This is a genomic window from Planktophila turicensis (SeqCode), from assembly GCF_965234405.1.
Taxonomy (GTDB): Bacteria; Actinomycetota; Actinomycetes; order Nanopelagicales; family Nanopelagicaceae; genus Planktophila; species Planktophila turicensis.
Genome location: NZ_OZ248346.1, coordinates 657693 through 677413, shown reverse-complemented (window position 1 = coordinate 677413; position 19721 = coordinate 657693). Strand labels below are relative to the sequence as shown.

At 49.8% G+C, this 19721-nt stretch carries 20 protein-coding genes; 2 read left to right on the top strand and 18 right to left on the bottom strand.

The annotated features are described in order from the left end of the window. Window positions 1-2 precede the first annotated feature (2 nt). The 13 genes from gcvP to AC8GFK_RS03390 form a co-directional block, all read right to left on the bottom strand. Window positions 3-2852 carry an aminomethyl-transferring glycine dehydrogenase gene (gene gcvP, locus AC8GFK_RS03450; RefSeq protein ID WP_506625758.1) on the bottom strand — a complete coding sequence of 950 codons (2850 nt, stop codon included), beginning with the start codon at window positions 2850-2852 and terminating at the stop codon, window positions 3-5. Between the two features lie 56 nt (window positions 2853-2908). Beyond that, entirely contained in the window at window positions 2909-3409 is a 501-nt protein-coding gene (locus AC8GFK_RS03445; protein WP_095673522.1) for a MerR family transcriptional regulator, read from the bottom strand. A 113-nt stretch (window positions 3410-3522) separates the two neighbouring features. Further along, window positions 3523-4023, bottom strand: a complete 501-nt coding sequence (locus AC8GFK_RS03440; RefSeq protein ID WP_506625780.1) for a bifunctional nuclease family protein — start codon at window positions 4021-4023, stop codon at window positions 3523-3525. Window positions 4024-4048: 25 nt separating this feature from the next. Beyond that, the gene (gene ftsR / locus AC8GFK_RS03435; protein ID WP_095673520.1) at window positions 4049-4771 is read right to left on the bottom strand and encodes a transcriptional regulator FtsR; all 723 of its coding nucleotides are present in this window, start codon (window positions 4769-4771) and stop codon (window positions 4049-4051) included. Window position 4772: 1 nt separating this feature from the next. Then, window positions 4773-5237 (bottom strand): FHA domain-containing protein, encoded by a 465-nt coding sequence (locus AC8GFK_RS03430; RefSeq protein ID WP_506625757.1) that lies wholly within the window; start codon window positions 5235-5237, stop codon window positions 4773-4775. A 93-nt stretch (window positions 5238-5330) separates the two neighbouring features. Then, entirely contained in the window at window positions 5331-5711 is a 381-nt protein-coding gene (gene gcvH, locus AC8GFK_RS03425; protein WP_506625756.1) for a glycine cleavage system protein GcvH, read from the bottom strand. 9 nt (window positions 5712-5720) lie between these two features. Beyond that, window positions 5721-6287 carry a CDP-alcohol phosphatidyltransferase family protein gene (locus tag AC8GFK_RS03420; protein ID WP_506625755.1) on the bottom strand — a complete coding sequence of 189 codons (567 nt, stop codon included), beginning with the start codon at window positions 6285-6287 and terminating at the stop codon, window positions 5721-5723. Beyond that, window positions 6288-8258 (bottom strand): ribosome biogenesis GTPase Der, encoded by a 1971-nt coding sequence (gene der / locus AC8GFK_RS03415; RefSeq protein WP_506625779.1) that lies wholly within the window; start codon window positions 8256-8258, stop codon window positions 6288-6290. A gap of 53 nt (window positions 8259-8311) precedes the next feature. Next, window positions 8312-9364, bottom strand: a complete 1053-nt coding sequence (locus tag AC8GFK_RS03410) for a prephenate dehydrogenase (protein ID WP_506625754.1) — start codon at window positions 9362-9364, stop codon at window positions 8312-8314. 14 nt (window positions 9365-9378) lie between these two features. After that, on the bottom strand, window positions 9379-9741 hold the full coding sequence (gene aroH / locus AC8GFK_RS03405; RefSeq protein ID WP_506625753.1) for a chorismate mutase: 363 nt from the start codon (window positions 9739-9741) through the stop codon (window positions 9379-9381). Window positions 9742-10007: 266 nt separating this feature from the next. Further along, complete coding sequence (locus AC8GFK_RS03400) at window positions 10008-10727, bottom strand: pseudouridine synthase (RefSeq protein ID WP_506625752.1); 720 nt, start codon at window positions 10725-10727, stop codon at window positions 10008-10010. A gap of 76 nt (window positions 10728-10803) precedes the next feature. Further along, window positions 10804-11421: an SMC-Scp complex subunit ScpB gene (scpB, locus tag AC8GFK_RS03395; protein ID WP_506625751.1), complete on the bottom strand. Its 618-nt coding sequence runs from the start codon at window positions 11419-11421 to the stop codon at window positions 10804-10806. Further along, a complete protein-coding gene (locus tag AC8GFK_RS03390) occupies window positions 11414-12373 on the bottom strand; it encodes a segregation and condensation protein A (RefSeq protein ID WP_506625750.1) in 960 nt (319 codons plus the stop codon). Before AC8GFK_RS03390 ends, scpB begins: the two co-directional genes overlap by 8 nt. Before the next feature lie 68 nt (window positions 12374-12441). Here AC8GFK_RS03390 and AC8GFK_RS03385 point away from each other — a divergent pair, with 68 nt between their 5' ends. Further along, window positions 12442-13326 carry a ParA family protein gene (locus tag AC8GFK_RS03385; RefSeq protein WP_506625749.1) on the top strand — a complete coding sequence of 295 codons (885 nt, stop codon included), beginning with the start codon at window positions 12442-12444 and terminating at the stop codon, window positions 13324-13326. Further along, window positions 13323-13736, top strand: a complete 414-nt coding sequence (locus tag AC8GFK_RS03380) for a hypothetical protein (protein ID WP_506625748.1) — start codon at window positions 13323-13325, stop codon at window positions 13734-13736. Before AC8GFK_RS03385 ends, AC8GFK_RS03380 begins: the two co-directional genes overlap by 4 nt. Window positions 13737-13749: 13 nt before the next feature. Here the strand turns inward: AC8GFK_RS03380 and AC8GFK_RS03375 are convergent, their stop codons facing one another. The 5 genes from AC8GFK_RS03375 to AC8GFK_RS03355 are packed head-to-tail and all read right to left on the bottom strand — an operon-like array spanning window position 13750 to window position 19710. Further along, entirely contained in the window at window positions 13750-14667 is a 918-nt protein-coding gene (locus AC8GFK_RS03375) for a site-specific tyrosine recombinase (RefSeq protein ID WP_506625747.1), read from the bottom strand. Window positions 14668-14681: 14 nt separating this feature from the next. After that, entirely contained in the window at window positions 14682-16322 is a 1641-nt protein-coding gene (pyrG, locus tag AC8GFK_RS03370) for a CTP synthase (protein WP_506625746.1), read from the bottom strand. 28 nt (window positions 16323-16350) lie between these two features. Beyond that, on the bottom strand, window positions 16351-18072 hold the full coding sequence (gene recN, locus AC8GFK_RS03365) for a DNA repair protein RecN (protein WP_506625745.1): 1722 nt from the start codon (window positions 18070-18072) through the stop codon (window positions 16351-16353). Then, on the bottom strand, window positions 18065-18922 hold the full coding sequence (locus tag AC8GFK_RS03360; protein WP_506625744.1) for an NAD kinase: 858 nt from the start codon (window positions 18920-18922) through the stop codon (window positions 18065-18067). The genes recN and AC8GFK_RS03360 overlap by 8 nt, the downstream gene beginning before the upstream one ends. Next, window positions 18922-19710 carry a TlyA family RNA methyltransferase gene (locus AC8GFK_RS03355; protein WP_506625743.1) on the bottom strand — a complete coding sequence of 263 codons (789 nt, stop codon included), beginning with the start codon at window positions 19708-19710 and terminating at the stop codon, window positions 18922-18924. Before AC8GFK_RS03355 ends, AC8GFK_RS03360 begins: the two co-directional genes overlap by 1 nt. Between the last annotated feature and the right edge of the window lie 11 nt (window positions 19711-19721).

Genomic DNA, 19721 nt, shown 5'->3' with positions numbered 1-19721 from the left:
GGCTATGCAAAGGCCTCTATCGGTGGGCATGAGCAGACCAGATTGCGGTCCCCGTACGCTCCATCGATACGCCCTGTAGTCGGCCAATACTTTCCCTTAGCGCCAATCAATTCACCTGGAATCAGGCCCGTGAGGGTCGCTGGGAAGGCTCCACGTTCGCGTGGGTAGCTTCTCTCCCAGTTTGTGCCTGCAATAGCTCCAATGGTGTGGGGTGCATGGCGAAGAGCGGATTCTTCCACTGCAATCTTGCCGTCGATGATCTCTTGAATCTCGCCTCTGATTGCAATCATTGCATCAATGAAGCGGTTCATTTCAGAGACATCTTCTGACTCAGTTGGCTCAATCATCAGAGTTCCTGCAACAGGGAAAGACATGGTTGGAGCATGGAAGCCGAAGTCCATTAAACGCTTTGCAATGTCATCAACGGTCACACCAGAAACCTTGGTTATTTCACGGACATCCAAGATGCACTCGTGGGCTACAAGACCCTTATTACCGGTGTAAAGAATTGGATACGCATCTTTTAGGCGATGAGCCATGTAGTTAGCGTTGAGAATCGCTACCTCGGTGGCGTGAGTGAGTCCTTCTCCCCCCATCAAACGAATGTAAGCCCAGGAAATCGGCAGGATGCTTGCTGAACCAAATGGAGCGGCGGAAATTGGTCCTGGTCCTGTTGCTGGGCCGGCGAGAGCATCCATCGGATGGTTCGGAAGGAAGGGAGCTAAGTGCGCCTTAGAGATAACCGGTCCTACTCCTGGTCCCCCACCACCATGAGGAATGCAGAAAGTCTTGTGAAGATTTAGGTGTGAAACATCTGCGCCAAATTTTCCTGGCTGCGCAGTTCCTACAAGTGCGTTGAGGTTTGCACCATCAACATAAACCTGACCGCCCGCATCATGCACAAGTCCACAGATTTCACTGATTGCGGATTCAAATACCCCGTGAGTCGAAGGGTAAGTAACCATCAGCGCCGCAAGTGCTGAACCATGCTCTGCAATCTTTGCTTTGAGATCGTCAACGCTTACATTGCCGGCTTCATCGCATTCGATAACGACCACTTTCATGCCAGCCATCACCGCACTTGCTGCATTTGTTCCGTGTGCACTTGATGGAATCAAGCAGATATTGCGACCTTGGTCACCGCGTGAATCGTGATAGTTGCGAATGGCAAGCAGACCTGCAAACTCGCCTTGGCTTCCTGCATTTGGCTGCAATGAAACTGCGTCATAGCCAGTAATTTCAACGAGCCACTTCGAAAGTTGGTCGATGAGTAATCGTGAGCCACGAGTTTGTTCGGCAGGTGCAAATGGGTGAAGGGAAGCAAACTCAGGCCACGTCACCGCTTCCATTTCGGTAGTTGCATTGAGCTTCATGGTGCAAGAACCCAATGGAATCATCGTGCGATCGAGCGCTAAGTCGCGATCAGCGAGTGTGCGCAAGTAACGCAACATCGAAGTTTCAGAGAAGTAAGTGTTAAAGACTGGATGCTGTAGGTACTTGCTCGAGCGCACTACTGAATCGGCGATCGGAGAAGCTGCAACATCTGATAGTCCAAGAATTTCGAGAACGTCTCCGAAGGTTTTCTCCGTCGTAGTTTCATCGAAAGAAATACGAATTTCTGTATCGGATACTCGGCCGAAGTTAATGCGCTTAGCCTTTGCCAAGGTGTGAATCGCATCAGCGTTCTTCACATCAACTGTGACAGTGTCGAAAACGATTCCATTGCGCGATGATGACGCTTTCTGTAGGCGCGAAGCGAATCCATGAATACGCATCGCGATCTGTTGCAGACCCTTTGGTCCATGCCACATCGCATAGAAGGCGCTCATATTTGCCAACAACACTTGCGCAGTACAGATATTGCTCGTGGCCTTATCGCGACGAATATGTTGCTCGCGAGTTTGCAGAGCTAAACGAAATGCTGGATTACCGTGGGCATCAACGCTCTGTCCCACTAGACGTCCCGGAAGAGAACGCTCGAGCCCTGTACGTACCGCCATGAAACCTGCATGTGGTCCACCGAATCCCATGGGAATTCCGAAGCGTTGAGCTGAACCAACGGCGATATCAGCGCCCCACTCCCCTGGCGCCTTCAGAAGAGTAAGCGCTAAAAGATCTGTTGCGGCAATAACAAGTGCGCCCTTTGAATGTGCGAATTCAGTTACCTTCGCATAATCACAGACTTCACCGGTTGTATCTGGATATTGAAGGAGCAGACCGAAAAATTCTCCGTCATAACCATCGCGGGCAACATGTCCAGAATCAACTTCAACCACGGTGATTCCTAGCGGCTTTGCGCGAGTGGCGACGACTGCCTTTGTCTGTGGGTGAACGTGTTCTTCGATGAGAAACACAGCATCATCAGATGCCTTTGAACTACGACGAGCGAGCGTCATAGCTTCAGCTGCTGCTGTACCTTCATCAAGCATCGAAGCATTCGATAGAGCGAGTGCTGTCATATCGCAAATTACTGTTTGGAAAGCGAAGAGTGCTTCGAGGCGACCCTGAGAAATTTCAGGTTGATAAGGGGTGTAGGCGGTGTACCAAGCAGGATTTTCTAAAACATTTCTTTTGATAACAGGTGGAGTGATGGTTCCGTAATAGCCCCCACCGATCAGCGACGTGAATACTTCATTCTGCGAAGCTATCTCGCGAAGCTCAGCGATAACTTCAACTTCACTCTTTGCACCATCGAGTACATCTCTAAGTTGCTTTTCGATATGAATATTTTCAGGAACTACATCGGCGATGAACTTCTTAATATCTGAATAGCCAAGTACCCCGAGCATCTCTGATTCATCAGATGCAGATGGACCAATATGCCGATCTTCGAAGTCCTGATAATTACTCAACGAGCTACTCCCCTAAAAGGTGCGCTAATGCGCTCTAGGAGAGGAATATAGAAGTGTTAAGCGCCCTTCGCCTTGCGACGGAGAGAGAGTTCATCGTTATTTTCGCCACCAACAACCTCACCGTTAACCTCACCTTGAAGTGTGGCCAGCGAACCTTCGACTTCATTCCACACCTTGCCTACTGCAATACCAAATACACCTTGGCCACCAGCGAGAAGGTCGATGATTTCGTCAGGGCTTGCACATTCATAGATTGAGGCGCCATCGCTCATTAACGTGATGCGTTCTAGCTCAGTAACGCCGCGGCTGCGAAGATGATCAACAGCGGTGCGAATATTTTGAAGAGAAACACCTGCATCAAGAAGTCGCTTAACAATTTTAAGAACGAGGATGTCGCGGAAGCCGTAAAGGCGCGCACTTCCAGAACCTGTTGCTGTTCGAATTGAAGGTTCAACTAAACCAGTACGTGCCCAATAATCGAGTTGACGATAAGAAATACCTGCAGCTGAACATGCAGTTGCGCCGCGGTAACCAATTTCAAATTCTTGATCTGTCACGAGAGGGGGCTCGCTTTCACGTAGTGGGGTTGGCGTAAGGCTACGCCTGAGGCTCCTTGAAATGGCAGACCGACACGAACATAACCTCTACTTGAGGTTGAGACTTCTGAGCCTTAGCCTGCGAAGTCCTCAGGGTTAATTCCATCGAGGAATTCCCGGAAGGCTTCTAGCTCCTGGTCCCCCGCAGCCGATGCCTCGTTCGCTACCTGCTCTGGGATGTCGATTCCAACCTCATCGAGTAGGTCGCTATTGACCAAGATGTTGCTCTTTGTGCGAAGAGCTACTGCAATGGCATCAGACGGTCTTACCGATAACGGTTCAAGTCCTCCCTCGCTATTGCGCAAGAGAAGATCGGCATAGAAGACCCCGTCTTTAATCTCAGTGATGTGGACACTTGTCAGAGTTATGTCTACTCGGTCCAAAAGATCGCGAATCAGGTCATGGGTTAACGGACGTTGCGCTTCAAGGCCCTGTTGCGCAAATGCAATGGCGGTGGCTTCGACAGCTCCGACCCAGATAGGCAGAAAGCGAGTTCCATCTAGCTCTTTGAGTAAGACGATTGGTTGGTTAGATGGCATCTCGATGCGGACTCCAACAACTTCAACCTGAACCAACACGTGGGATACCTAACCGAGTCGATTAACGAGGACGGTTAAGTCCACCGCGCACAAGTGCTGCGTGGAGACGGACTGAGAGAGATGCAATCTCTTTCTGAACTTCTTCGGCGCGAGCCTTTGCTTCGGTGCTCTTCTGGCGTGTAAATGGTGTGATGACTTGTTCAATCAAACCAATTTCACGATCTGCTGCAGACTTAAATGAACGCAAGTGGCGTGGTTCGATTCCGAAGCCAGCCATTTCAGCTACAGCCTTTGCGACGGAGAGCGCATCGCTGTCGTAGTGGCGCCCGCGGATTGTGATCAAACCAAATGATTCGAGTTCTACGAGTTGGGAATCCTCAAGCCCTGAAGCTTTCAAAAGCTCTTCGCGGGAAAGGCGCATCTCTGACTGCTCAGCAAAAGCAGCTGGTGCAAATTCGCCATCGATTGTTGCTAAACCGAGTGTTGGACGTGGAGATGGGACTCCGCCTTGCGCTGCTGGCTGAAGACCGCGATCTAGGGCATCGAGGTTCTCTTTAATTACTTTGAGCGGTAAGTACTGGTCGCGCTGTGCGAGAAGAACATAGCGAAGTCGATCAAGATCTGTTGTTGTGAACTTGCGATATCCCGAAGGAGTGCGCTGTGGCTCGATGAGACCTTCTGATTCAAGGAAGCGAATCTTTGAGATAGTTATATCTGAAAAGTCGCCGCGCAACTTTGTCAGTACTTCACCAATACTTAGATAAGCACGTGCTGGAACGCTCAACTTACTTCTCCCCTAGTTTGCTGCCGATAAAGAGCAGATGGAATTTTCCGATTTGTATTTCGTCTCCTGAGGTCAAAACCTTTTCGGTGACAGATTCGTTGTTGACGTATGAACCGTTGAGACTTCCAGAATCCTTGAAGGTGAAGTTGGTTCCAACCTTTTCGATAGATGCATGTTTACGAGAAACAGTGACATCATCAAGGAAGATTGAGCTTTCAGGTGAGCGACCGATCGAAACGCCTTCGGCGCTAACGAGGAATCGTGAACCTTTCTGCGCTCCACGATGGATAAAGACCATCGCTGAGTTGCCATCGCCAGAAAGGACGCCATCAATAATCTGACGCTCTTCTGCTGAGGCTTGGTTAATGAGCTCGCTGATGAGATCGGCTGGGGAATTGCCTACTACTGAGCGAAGGCCGAGGTGGAGGGTGCTGGTGAGTTCGCGATTTTCATCTGCTGATGGCATTGAACTCCCCCTTTACCCAAAAGAACGCCTCGACTTTGGACGTCAACTTAAGGGTGACACTAGAGAGTTAAGAAAATTAAATCAAGCCGGGATTTACGCGGTAATTGCGCCATATTCTGCGGCGGAGAGCAAGCCAGATGGCTCTGCTGGAACCTCGATCTCGACCAACCAGCCAGCCCCATAGGGATCTGAGTTGATGAGTTCTGGCGCATTTGTCAGCTCTTCGTTAATTGCAACAACTGTTCCGGTAACTGGCGCGAAGATTTCAGAGACGCTCTTAGTTGATTCAACTTCTCCACACACTTTATCTGCCACTACTGGCTCGCCAACCTTAGGCATCTGGACATAAACGATGTCACCTAGTGCGCCTTGTGCGTAATCAGTGATTCCCATACGGATACGAAGTGCAGTCGATGTAGGTGCAACCCATTCATGCTCTTTTGTGTACTGAAGATATGATGGAATGTTTGACATTGCGCGCTCCTACTGGCCCTCGATGATGTGTGGTCGAACTGTAATGGTCTTTATCGCGGTTCGGAAATATCCAACGGCCGTACCTATGTAGAGAGTCACGCCCCAGATTGCAAATGCCCACCCAAAGATAAATGCAGCAGCTCCGTACCAGGTATCGCTTAGTGCAAGCAGCAAGAACGGAAAGGCGTAGAGAAGATTAAATGTCGCAGCCTTGCCGAGGTAGGTGACTTTAAGAGGTTGGTAACCCTTGAGTTGAAGTAGAACTGCAACCCCTGCCATGAAAAGATCGCGAGCAACCAGGATCGCAATAAGCCACAGCGGAATCGCGTCACGCAAATAGAGAACCACCAAAGTCGCTGCGATGTACAGGCGATCAATGGTGGGATCGGCGATTTCGCCAAACTTAGATTCTTGATTGAGGGCGCGAGCTAGCTTTCCATCAAAGTAATCGGTGGCTCCCCCGATGGCGAGAACGAGAATTGCCCAACCGTCAGCCTCTTTGTCGAGGGCAAGATAGATAAAGAGTGGGATTCCGAGGAATCGTAGAAAGGTAAGCGCGTTGGGAATAGTCAGCACTTACTGCTCCTTATCTCGTTCCTTCACTCGGATGGCCACCTGGACAGGAGTTCCCGGGAATTTGAACTCCTCGCGGAGGCGACGTTCGATAAATCTACGATACGAAGCTTCAATCCAGCCGGATGAGAAGACAACGAACTTCGGTGGCGCGATTCCTGCTTGCGTTGCGTAGTAAACGCGAGGCTGCTTTCCTCCACGAACTGGTGGTGGTGTGGCGCCGATGAGGGCACCCAAGAATGAATTGAGCTTTGATGTCGGAACGCGACGTTCCCATGAATCGATTGCTGTACGAAGTGCCGGAGCTAGGCGGTCTCGGTGCCAACCGGTCTTGGCTGCAACGTTAACAATCTGTGCCCATTCAACCTGATCGAGGTGGCGTTCAATCTCTTTATCCAACTGGGTGCGGCGATCTTCATCCACGAGGTCCCATTTATTCATCACGATGACCATCGCTTTTCCTGCCTCTTCAACCATCGTGATGATGCGAAGGTCTTGTTCAGAAATCGGCACCGAGGCATCGAGAACAATCACTGCGCACTCACAACGTTCAAGAGCGGTCTGCGTGCGAAGCGTTGCATAGTAATCAGTTCCGCTTGCTTGATTAGCGCGCTTCTTTAAACCTGCTGTGTCTACGAATCTCCAGATGCTTCCACCAAATTCAATCAACTCATCGATTGGGTCGCGTGTTGTGCCTGCAACATCATCAACAATAGAACGACTTTCACCAGCAAGTGCGTTGAACAAACTTGATTTACCAACGTTAGGGCGACCGATCAAGGCAATACGGCGATAGCCATCTTGAACTTGTGCAGCTCCTACTTCAGGAAGTTCCTTCACGATTGTGTCGAGTAAATCTCCGCTACCGCGACCATGCAGAGCCGAAACAAAGTGCGGCTCGCCTAATCCGATATTCCAGAGAGCATGCGCATCTGATTCATCGTTATCACCATCGACTTTATTTGCAACAAGAATTGTTGGCTTCTTCGCTTTACGAAGCTCTTGAACCAAGATGTCATCTTCATCAAGTGCGCCAACCTGCGCATCAACAACGAAACAGAGAACATCAGCTTCATCCATTGCAAGCTCGGCACTTGCACTTACTTGAACAGAAATTCCGTCAGGCTTTGATTCCCAGCCGCCTGTATCCATAATGATGAAGCGACGACCAGCCCATTCGCATTCGTACTGAACGCGATCGCGAGTTACACCCGGAGTATCTTCAACGATTGCTTCTCGACGACCAATGAATCGGTTAATCAAAGTTGATTTGCCAACGTTAGGTCGGCCAAGGATTGCAACGATTGGAAGACCTAGTAGAGAACGTTGTGAAAGTAGCTCCCAAATACGATCTACAGTCTCTTCAAGATTAAGTTCAGTTGAATCAATATGAACAGCATCCGTAGCCATCGCGAGTGGAGATACGGTGCGAGTTGAATCGATTTCGTCACGCGCTGCAAGTGATTGTGCAACCGCTTCTGTCCCTCGTGAATCTTCTGCGAGTTCGGCATCACGACGGTTGGCACGAGCTGCAATATCTGCGGTGAGATAAATCTTGAGCGCTGCATCAGGACAAACAACTGTTCCGATATCGCGGCCCTCAACAACGATGCCACGATCAGCTTTGCTAATTATTGAACGTTGTAGAGTGAGTAGTTCTGCACGAACTTCAGGGAGCGCACTAATTACCGAAACTTTTTCGGTTACTTCATGTGATCGAATCTCTTTTGAGATATCGCGTCCATCAAGGAAAACTTTTGGATCGCGCGGATCTGAATTAAACGAGATAGGTGAATCAATAACTGCGGAGATAATATCTTTTGGATCTTCACTCTTTATCGATAAAGCAAGAAATGTCATCGCTCGGTAGAGTGCGCCGGTATCCAAGTAATTCCATCCAGCGCGAATTGCGATTGATTTAGATGTGCTTGATTTGCCTGAGCCGCTTGGTCCATCTAGCGCTACAACAATCATTTTCACAGCCCATCTTTAGTTGGTTAATTCTATTGGCAATTGCTTCGAAGCATTTACTTCTTTGGTGCGTGAACGCTCCAACCATGGCTCTTTAGATGGCCCGAAAGTTTTATCGCATCGTTCTCAGAGAGTGCCAGTGTGATTAAACCGGTGAATTGACCCGGGCTATGTTCGATTGTCAGATCTTCAACGTTGACTGATGCCTGTGCGCACTCTTCAAATAGAGCAGCTAGTTGACCTGGCTTATCTTCAATAACGATTGGAAGGAATGTGTATTCGCGAGCTTTTCCGCCGTGTTTACCTGGAATGCGGGCGCGACCTTTCTGGCCTTCATTGATCAAATCTGCAACTGAATTTTCATCCTCAAGTGAGTCGATGAGTTTGTTCAAATCGCCCTGTAGCGCCTTCAGTAATGGAGTCAGAGCTTGGCTATTTGCCGTCACGATCTCGCGCCAGAGCTTGGAGTCTGATCCCGCGATTCGGGTGGTGTCTCGAAGTCCCGCACCTGCCAGGTCGAGCCAACGCTCTTCTCCCCCGGTCAGCTGCTTGGCAAGAAGTGATGAGACAAGTTGAGGCAGGTGAGAAACCAGTGCGACTGCCTTGTCATGCTCAGCTGAATCGAGATCAATCTTGTGGCCGCCCAGAAGTTCAATCAGCTCTGACGCCTTTTCAAGTACATCGCCATCGACACCTTGGGCGTCGACAATCCAAGGTCGCCCCTGGAATAGATCAGCTCGCGCAGATTCCGCGCCACCTACTTCACGTCCTGCCATCGGATGGGTGGGAAGAAAACGGCTTGAGGGGAACGATGATGTCGATACCTCAACCTTAACTTTAGACTTTACTGAACCAATATCTATAAATGCTGCCTTTGGATTGGCCTCAAACTCGCCCTCAATCACCGATTTTAAGGCACCGATAGGCGTTGCAAAGATAACCAAGTCGACTGGAAGATCTGAAGGGCTTTTAATGAGGTCTTCGGCCAGCCCTTGGGCTCTGGAATCTGAATCTTTCATGGTCACGCCCACGCCCTTGAGCGCTAAACCGAGTCCAATAGATGTTCCGATCAGCCCTGAGCCGACGATTCGTACGTGGGAAAGTGTCATGGTGAGCCTCGAGACTACTGGGCGATATCTCGACGAAGCGCTTTAGCCCCGTGGAGGTAGATATGGGCGATATCGGCCTTCGAAAGGCTGCTCTCGACATGAGCCATTACTCGAACGGTGCGAGGAAGGGCTCCAGCAACATCGATTTCAACAGAACAGATAAGAGGAGTGTTCTCGAAGCCAACTGAGCGCGCCGCAGCTGCCGGGAATGCGGCATCTAAATCAGGGCTAGATGTGAAGAGAACGGAGATGACATCGTCAGGGGTAAGTGAGTTGACCTTGAGGATCTCTAGGATCAACTCTTGGGTGGCAGCTGTGATCGCCTCGGCGGTATTGACCTCAACTTGGGTAGCCCCACGAATTGCGCGCACTGACATTGAACAATCGTACCCTTCTACGTAATATCTCGGATCTATATATTTAGCGTTTTGCCGATAAATCTCTTTCAATCTTTCTTCACTTCGAATAGAGCGAAGTATCTTCGCATTAAGATCTTCCGATTATTCTAGCCTTAACCAATATCGATAAAACGATTTTTTCGGGTATTTTCTGAGCGCATAATTGTCGATATATATCTTTTATTCCAACCCAAACTCAATCGTATCAATTTATAGATAAATATATTTATTTATGCTGTAACGATTTAAGGCTTTATATCTAAAGCGTTTTGCAGGCTAATCAATTCATTACTATTGAGATCTCGCCATCTTCCTTCGAGGGTTTCTCCTAAAGAGATGGGTCCGAACTTGGTGCGGATCAGCCTGAGGACATCGACACCCACAGCCTCCATGAGGCGACGGATGATGTGATATCGACCTTCGTGGATCGTGACCTCAATCCACTGAGGCGAGAGATGCTTAAAGCTCAAAACTCGACCCATTCCATCTTCAAGTTCAATCCCCTTCAAAAGGACCTTATCGACCCCTGTTGGAAGCTTTCCATCGAATTCAATAATGTAGGTCTTTTCCAGGCCAAAAGATGGGTGGGTGGCACGGAAGGTCAGATCCCCATCATTTGTGAGCAAAATGAGGCCTTCGGAATCCTTATCGAGGCGGCCAACGTGAAATAGACGTTCGGTACGGAGGTCAATGAAGTCAGCGAGTGAAGGGCGTCCTTCGGGGTCAAACATCGTAGACAGAACGCCTCTAGGCTTATGAAGAACTAAATAAGTCTTAGACAAAGAACGAGTAATTGTCTCGCCATCAACTTCGACTTTAACCTTTTCAGGGTCAAACTTCGCTCCGAGTTCACGAACTTGATGTCCATCGACGGTGACTCGACCATCCATGATGAGTTCATCAGCGCCGCGGCGCGAGGTAATTCCGGCATCGGCGATGATCTTATTAAGGCGCATCTCGGCCATGTGGCTATCCATTCTCGACAGTCAACTCCCCCCGCAAAGGGTGCGGGAGGCTTAGGCGAGAAGTGTAGGGCGTTACTTAGTCAGTTAGCGAATCGAGGATCTCATCGAGACCATCGAGGTCTGGCAGATGTGGGGCCAGAGGCGGAAGGTCGGTCAGAGCATTGAGTCCGAGACGCTCGAGGAAGTAGCTGGTCGTCTTGTACAAGATCGCTCCAGTCTCGTTCTCGACCCCATATTCCTCGACGAGGCCACGGGTAATGAGAGTCTTCATCACGGCTTCAACGTTGACACCACGGATGGCTGAGACGCGGGCGCGGGATACGGGCTGGCGATAAGCGATGACCGCAAGGGTCTCGAGGGCCGCCTGGGTAAGACGGTTCTGCTGGCCATCGAGGACAAATTTCTCGACCACTGCGCTGCAATCTGGGTGGCTATAGAACCGCCATCCCCCATTGATCGCCTTGAGCGTGAATCCACGGTCTTCGTAGGTTGGAACAAGGGCTTCAAGTGAATCCACGACCTGATCGACGGTCACCTGAAGAACAGATGCCAGGGTGAGCTCGGTGACTGGCTCATCAACGACCATCAAGATCGCCTCAATCGAACGAGCTAGCGCAGCTGGATCAAATACATGGGAAAGCTGGGTATCTTCAGCGACCTCAACCTCGGGAGTCTCAACTTCGGGATTAGACATTTTCATCCTCTTCTGTCTCATTTTCATCAGAAATCTCTTCAGATACAACCTGCATAGCAGTCTCGAGCTCTTCGACAACGCTTTCGTCGAGCACAACGGGTACGTCAAATTCATCGGTGACAAGAATGTCGCCTTCATCGGAGCCAACCCAGCTGATCTGGAGCTCGCCGAGGGCGATAACCTGCTCAAATCGGAGCGCGCCCTGGCGATATAGGTCTAGCAGAGCAAGGAATCTAGCGACAACCACAAGGGTGGAATCTGCTCCCTGGACGAGGTTTCTGAAGGAGACAGTTCGACCCTTGCGCAGGGCTTCGACGACCAGCTTTGACTCCTTAGTCACGCTCACGAGGGCGCTATGGAGGTGCTCAACTGCCACCACAGGCGGGGCCTTTGGGGTCAAGACACGCTCGGCGATAGCGGCGAAGCGCTGAGCGCCAACGCCAATGAGTACCTCAGGCAGAAGCGAAGCAAGAGCTGGATCAAGGGCAACAACGCGTGGGAAGGATTTATCGGCGTTGGCGATTGCATCTTGGAATGAGGCGGCGACTTCCTTGAAAGCTCGATATTGGAGCAGACGGGCAAAGAGGATGTCTCGGGCCTCAAGTAGAGCAAGGTCTTCTTCATCTTCGATCTCACCGCTAGGCAAGAGTCGGGCCGCCTTGAGGTCTAGAAGGGTGGCGGCGATGACCAGGAATTCGGTTGCTTGATCAAGGCGCCAACCCTCACCGCTAGCCTCGAGGGCGCGGATAAAGGCGATGAATTCATCGGTGACGATGCTGAGCGAGATTTCGGTGATATCAAGCTTGTGGCGCGAGATCAGCTGAAGCAGGAGGTCAAAGGGGCCATCAAAATTATCGAGGTGGACGCTAAAACCGCTCTCAGGAGCGATTGATTCAGCTTGTTCTGAGGTAATTTCCTCAGGCGCTACGGCACTTTCCACGAGGCGAACCATACTTGTCTTACTTGCAGTTCGTCGCGTTTTACGCGTAGAGTCGCGGCAACTGAAAAGAGGTTTCTCGCTTGAACGCTAAATCGACATTTGATGATGATGTGGCCACTACCGCCACTCTCCTCGGGCGAACTCCCCAGAATTTCCCCATCCCTGCGCCAATTACAGAGCATGGCGATGCAAAGGTCATTTCGATCTTCAACCAAAAGGGTGGAGTCGGTAAGACAACGTCAACAATTAACTTAGGTGCAGCGCTCGCAGAGCTAGGACGTCGCGTTCTTCTCGTCGACTTCGACCCGCAAGGCGGTCTCTCTCTTGGTCTCGGTGTAAATGCACACGCACTTCCACTTGAGAACACTGTTTATTACGCACTCATGACACCGGATGCAAATATCAATGAGATTGTTTTGAAGTCATCAGTTGCCGGTCTTGATTTTCTTCCAGCTAACCGCGATTTAGGAACAGCTGAGACAACTCTCGGCGCTGAAATCGGCGGCCAGCAATATCTAAAGCGCGCACTCGGTCGCCTTCGCTCAGAGTACGACGTGATTTTGATTGACTGCCAACCAACAATGGGTCAACTCACAATCAACGCACTCGTGGCTTCTGATGAAGTTATCGTTCCATTGCAGTGCGAATACTTCGCCCTGCACGGCTTTATCGAACTTAAGGGAAATATCGACAAGGTTCGTAGCTTCCTTAACCCTGAACTCAAATTGATCGGAATCCTTGCAACGATGTACGACCGTAAGACTCTGCATAACCGCGAAGTTCTTACTGCAATTCTCGAGAAATACCCTGAAGATGTATTTGAAACAATCATTGCTAAAACAATTCGCTTTGCTGAAACAACTGTTGCAGGCGAACCCATTACTGCTTATGCATCTTCTTCGGGTGGTGCGCAGTCATACCGCCGTCTTGCCCGTGAACTAATTACCCGAGGAGGCGCCCGATGACACGTAGAGCTAGCTTGCCAGGAGCGGATGAACTCTTCCGCGCAAACACTCCAGCACTAAGCGCAGTACGCCAAGTTGCGGAACCAATTCAAACTTCAGCACCAGTTACAGCGGTAACACAGAGCGCTGCACCAAAGACAAAGAAAGGTGTGCGCACCATTTCTCGTCGTCGCGTTACAGCCGCCGAGAAGTCACCTTCTGGTCGCGAACTTCATGAAGAGAAGATCACTGTCTATTTATCTACAGATGAACTCTTCGATCTCGATCAAGCGCGCCTCATGCTTCGCGGAGATCTAGGGCTTGCAGTAGATCGCGGCCGTATCGTTCGCGAATCAATCGCAGTGATAATTGCTGACCTTGAAGCAAAGGGCGATCAGAGCATTCTTGCTCGTCGCCTTCGCGGGATTTAATACCTACAGACTTTCACTTTGCTCTTGGGTGTGCGGTGCTGTACGTCTCGCGCACTTTATCGATTGTAATCAGTGTGTAAATCTGTGTTGTTGTAACTGATGAATGTCCTAACAACTCTTGAACAACGCGGATATCTGCACCCCCATCCAGCAAATGCGTTGCATACGAGTGCCTGAAAACGTGTGGGCTCACCTTGCCCTCGAGCCCAGTTGAAACCGCAGCATCGAGAACAATCTGCCATGCGCTCTGCCTTGATAAACGTTTTCCGCGAGCGTTAAGAAAGAGCGCTGGTTCGGATTTTGAGTTCTTTGCAGCTAGCGCTGGTCGAGTTCGCGTGAAGTAATCTTCAATTGCCGCAACCGCGAATTTTCCGAGTGGAACAAGGCGTTCTTTAGAGCCTTTCCCCCGCAATTTCACAACTGTTACATCACCATCATTGGTCTGCGTGACAGAAATGTCACCGGTATTTACTCCCACTATTTCACTTACACGGCCACCCGATGAGTAAAGCAGTTCCAACATCGCGAAATCTCGAAGTGAAATGGGATCACCTTCTCGCTTTGCAGATTCAATCAGAGTTGTTACTTCATCTACAGACAAGGCCTTAGGAAGTTTCCGCGCAATCTTTGCACTAACGATTTCAAGAGTTGGATTAGAGATATCAAATTCAAGAGATGCATACTTATAGAAACCCTTGACGGCAGACAAGGTGCGATTGATGCTCGAAAGCGCCAGTCCCATCGTCTTAAGTGAGACTTCAAAATCGGTTAAGTCTTGCGTCGTAAGCTTTGAAAAATCCTTACGTGAGCTTTCAATAAATAGCTCGAACTTTGTTAAATCACGTGCGTAGGAAGAGATCGAATTACTCGAAAGCCCTCGTTCAATGCGCAGTTGATCGAGGTAAGAGCTACGTGCCGCCTCGAACTTCATTGCACAACTGTAATTTAGTGAGCGCCCTTACGGACAAGTGCAGCAGCAATCAGCCCCGAAAAGAGCGGATGTGGGCGCGTTGGTCGAGAACGAAGCTCTGGGTGAGCCTGAGTACCAACGTAATATGGATGAACTTCGCGAGGAAGCTCTACGAACTCAACAAGATCGCGATCCTTGAACATTCCAGAGAAGACAAGGCCGGCCGCTGCAATCTGATCGCGATACTGGTTATTGACCTCGTAGCGATGGCGGTGACGTTCAGAGACTTCAGTTGCACCGTAAACACCAGCAACAATTGAACCAGGAGTAAGGGTTGCTTTGTAGAGACCTAAGCGCATCGAACCACCCATATCTCCTCCACCCGCAACGATATCTTTCTGATCATCCATAGTTGCAATGACATGTGTTCCGCTATCGCCTAAGAATTCTGCAGAGTTTGCATCTTTAATTCCAGCAAGGTTTCGAGCAGCTTCAATAACCATGCACTGTAAACCTAAGCAGAGTCCGAGAGTCGGAATCTTGTTTTCGCGAGCAAATTTAAGTGCCCCTAGTTTTCCTTCAATTCCGCGAATACCGAATCCACCAGGAACGCAGATTGCATCGATTTCTCCGAGTGCCTTCTTTGCGCCTTCTGGTGTTTCGCATTCATCGCTAGGAACCCAAACAATTTCGACCTTCGCTTCGTTGGCGAATCCACCTGCGCGAAGAGCTTCGGAAACAGAGAGATAAGCATCTGGAAGATCGATGTACTTTCCAACGAGAGCAACTTTTACGTGGTGCTTTGGAGAGTGAACTCGCTTAAGCAAGTCATCCCATTCGCCCCATTGAACCTCGTGGCCACCGAGAGAAAGTCGACGGACGATATAGGAATCGAGGCCTTCGGTGAATAGAACCTTTGGAATGTCATAGATTGATGGAGCATCAACAGCTGCAACTACCGCTTCAACATCGACGTCGCACATCAGCGAAATCTTCTTCTTGATGCCTTCAGGGATTGGTCGATCGCAACGGAGAACCACTGCATCTGGTGCAATACCAATGCTGCGAAGGGCTGCGATTGAGTGCTGTGTCGGCTTTGTCTTCAACTCACCTGATGGCCCGATATATGGAACGAGCGAGATGTGAAGATAGAAAACGTTATCGCGGCCTACTTCTTGGCGAAGCTGACGAGCTGCTTCCAGGAATGGCTGCGATTCAATATCTCCAACAGTTCCACCGATTTCAGTGATGACTACATCTACATCGGCTGAATCATTTGCAAGCATGCGCTCTTTAATTTCATTGGTGATATGCGGAATAACCTGAACAGTCTCACCTAGATATTCACCGCGACGTTCGCGCGCAATGACTCGTGAATAAACCTGGCCTGTTGTGACGTTGGCTGAACCTTCAAGATTACGATCGAGAAAACGTTCGTAGTGACCGATATCAAGATCCGTTTCAGCGCCATCGTCGGTGACAAAAACTTCACCGTGTTGGAAAGGATTCATGGTGCCTGGATCTACGTTGAGGTATGGATCGAGCTTCTGCATGGTGACGCGGATACCGCGGGCTACCAGGAGGCGACCTAAGGATGATGCTGTGAGGCCTTTGCCAAGACTTGAGGCGACTCCGCCTGTTACGAAAATATGCTTAGTCACATGCGCTTGGCTCATGGAAGACCATCTTATAGCTCTCTGGGCTTTAGCCTCGCATAGCTAGCAATTCGGCGGCGTGTTCTCGCGCACTTGAGGATTCTTCAAGCCCTGCCAGCATGCGCGCAATCTCTTCAACGCGCTCAGATTGTCCAAGTTTCGAGACACCTGACTGAACAACGGATCCATCGCTGCTCTTCTTTACGACAAAGTGAGTATCGGCCCATGCCGCCACCTGAGGTAAATGCGTAACGACAATAACTTGAGAGTTCTGTGCAAGTGCATGAAGGCGCTTACCAACTTCAATCGCAGCTTTTCCGCCAACACCTGCGTCAACTTCATCGAAGATATATGTTCCGACTGGATGTGATTTAGCGATGACAACTTCAAGTCCCAACATGATGCGAGACATCTCGCCACCGCTTGCGCCTTTTCCAAGTGCAATCTTCGGTCCATCCATTTGTCCCTGGATTTGCATGGAAACTTCATCGCAACCTAATTGCGTGAAATCACTTTCCTTTAGAGCGCCGGAATAATCCGGAGAGATAACTTCTGCAAAGAATCGAGTGTGCGGCATAGAAAGTGCCTGAATCTCAGATGTCACTGATTGTGACAGTGATTCCGCAGAAGCGCTTCTTGCCTTAGATAATTCTTGCGCAGCGGCCAAAAGGCTCTTCTTTATCTTTGCGAGTTCAGTTTCTAACTCTGCAATGCGTTCGTCGCCACCCTTAAGGTCTGCGATTGATTCCTTACCTGATTTAGCTTTTGCGGCAAGGAGAACAAGCTCTTCATCAGCGCTTTCGGCGCCGCCCCATCTCTTGATAAAGAGATTGAGCTCAGCTTTTCGATTCTGCAGGAAATCCAAACGCTCAGGGTCCGCTTCAAGAGATGTTGCATACGATGCCAGATCAGAAGATGCATCATCGAGGATGAAGAGTGATTCTGCAACGCGTTCTGCAATCTCTTCGAGTTTTGAATCTTTTCCCTTAGCGGCATCAAGGAAACGTCGGGCGGAATGAAGCAGAGTTAAAGCTCCGGACTCTTCGGAATCAAGAGCCGACATTGCGCCACTTGATGCAATGCGTAAATCTTCTACGCTAGAAAGTCGCTTGATCTCATCTTCGACGCTGGAAGGTTCGTTGCGTACAGCTTTGAGTTTTGCCCAGCCGGCTAAGAATTCTTCGAGTTCTGCAATTTCACCATCTCGCTTATTGGCAGATGCCTTCATCGCTTTGATGCGTTCTTTAAGTTCTAGATATCCGGAGTATTTCTGCTGATACGCGACAAGGGAAGAAGTAACAGAAGCGCCACCAAAACGATCAAGTAGTTCTCTTTGACGAGCGGGTTTTACGATCTGCGAATTTGCTGATTGTCCGTGAATCTCGATGAGTGGTTCGGTGACATCGGCGAGAGTCCCTGCAGGAACCGTAACTCCCCCACATGATGCCTTGCTCTTTCCGTCGCTGTTGACCGTGCGGGTAACAATCAGTGAAGAGCCATCAACTTCGGCTCCGATTTCATCGAGTTGATCTTTAGAATCCTTCGTTATCGAAAATTGCGCAGTAGCAACCAGTCGTTCAGAACCGTGGCGCACTAGAGAGCTATCGCTCTTGCCGCCGAGAACTAGGTTGAGAGCAGTCAAAATCATCGTCTTACCAGCACCGGTTTCGCCGGTAAGGACATTGAGGCCGCGGCCAAGTTCTAGTTCAGATTGCTCGATAATTCCGAGATTACGAATAGAAATCTCTTCTAGATAAGAACGTTCACTCACCGCGCCAACCTTCAACGGGAAGTTTGAACTTTGCTACCAATCTATCTGTGAAGAGAGTCTTCGAAACGTGTGAGAGCTTAATGGTCTGATCATCGCGAGTAATGAGAACACGATCACCCTTCTGAAGTGGAATCTTGCGGAGTGCGTCTGCAGAGAGAAGCGCCTCTGTTGATTCGATGGTGACGACAATTTCAGACTTTGGCGAAACGACCATAGGACGCGAGAAGAGTGCGTGCGCAGAGATTGGCAACAACACAAGAGCATCAACTTCAGGCCACAGCACTGGCCCACCTGCGCTAAATGCATAGGCGGTAGAACCAGTCGGAGTTGAACAGATGAGCCCATCGCAACCCCAATGTGAAAGTGGCCGACTATCAATTTCCACGAAGAGTTCAACCATAGTTGTGCCATCACGTTCGACAGTTACTTCGTTAAGAGCCCATCCTTTTCCGATCTCTTTGCCAGAGCGTTCGACAGAGAAACGTAGAATCATGCGATCTTCTGAGACGTAACTCTTGGAAATAATGCTTTCAGCGATAGCAGAGATAGTTGGACGCTGTACTTCTGCCATGAAACCAACATGGCCCATATTGATTCCAAGTAGCGGAACAGTGCGGCTCAAAGTAATTTCAGCAGCGCGAAGGATGGTGCCATCGCCACCAAGAACAACAGCGATCTCTATTTCAGGAAGATCAGATGGAGCAACCTTTTTGATTCCTTCGATTGATACATCAGAAATTGTGTAGAGCGAGAAACCCGCAGAATAGAGAAGCGGTGCAAGTTCCTTTGCAGCCGCAATCGCTTCGGCACGGGATGGGCTAATTACTAGCGCAGCTGAACGAATAGTCATTAGGCCGGTCCCATTGCAATCGCAGTATCAAGTGCAGCCTCATCAATTTCCGGTGCCCCACGTCGTAGCCATAAGAAGTATTCGACGTTACCTGCAGGACCTGGAAGCGGACTTGCAGCGATTCCCATAGTTCCAAGGCCTACGTCGTAAGCCGATTCTGCCACATCGAGGACCGCTGCTCGACGAAGTGCCGGATCGCGTACGACTCCCCCGGCACCAAGTTTTTCGCGGCCAACTTCAAATTGTGGTTTAACCATAAGAACGAAATCAGACTCAGGCTTTGACACTGCAGCGAGAGCAGGCAATACGAGTGAGAGTGAAATGAAAGAGAGGTCTGCTACGACTAAATCAATACCTTCACCGACTTGTTCACCGGTGAGGTGGCGAATATTGGTGCGATCAAGGACTTTCACTCGTGGGTCCTGTCGAAGTTCCCACGCCAGCTGTCCGTAACCAACATCTACTGCGACTACGAGCGATGCACCACGACGTAACAAGACATCAGTGAAACCACCAGTGGACGCGCCCGCATCAAGACAAGTCTTACCTTCAACGGCAACGCCAGTGAATGCATCAAGAGCGCCTGCCAATTTATGCCCACCACGAGATACGAAATCATCGCGATCGCCTTGAATGGTGATGGAAGTTTCGGCATCAACTTGGGTCGCTGGCTTTGTGGCAGGGATTCCACCAACAAGTACAGAACGCGACTCGATTAAATCAGCAGCATGCTCACGCGAACGTGCGAGTTCGCGACGAACTAGTTCTGCATCGAGACGAGTCTTCATGGCGTGAGTTC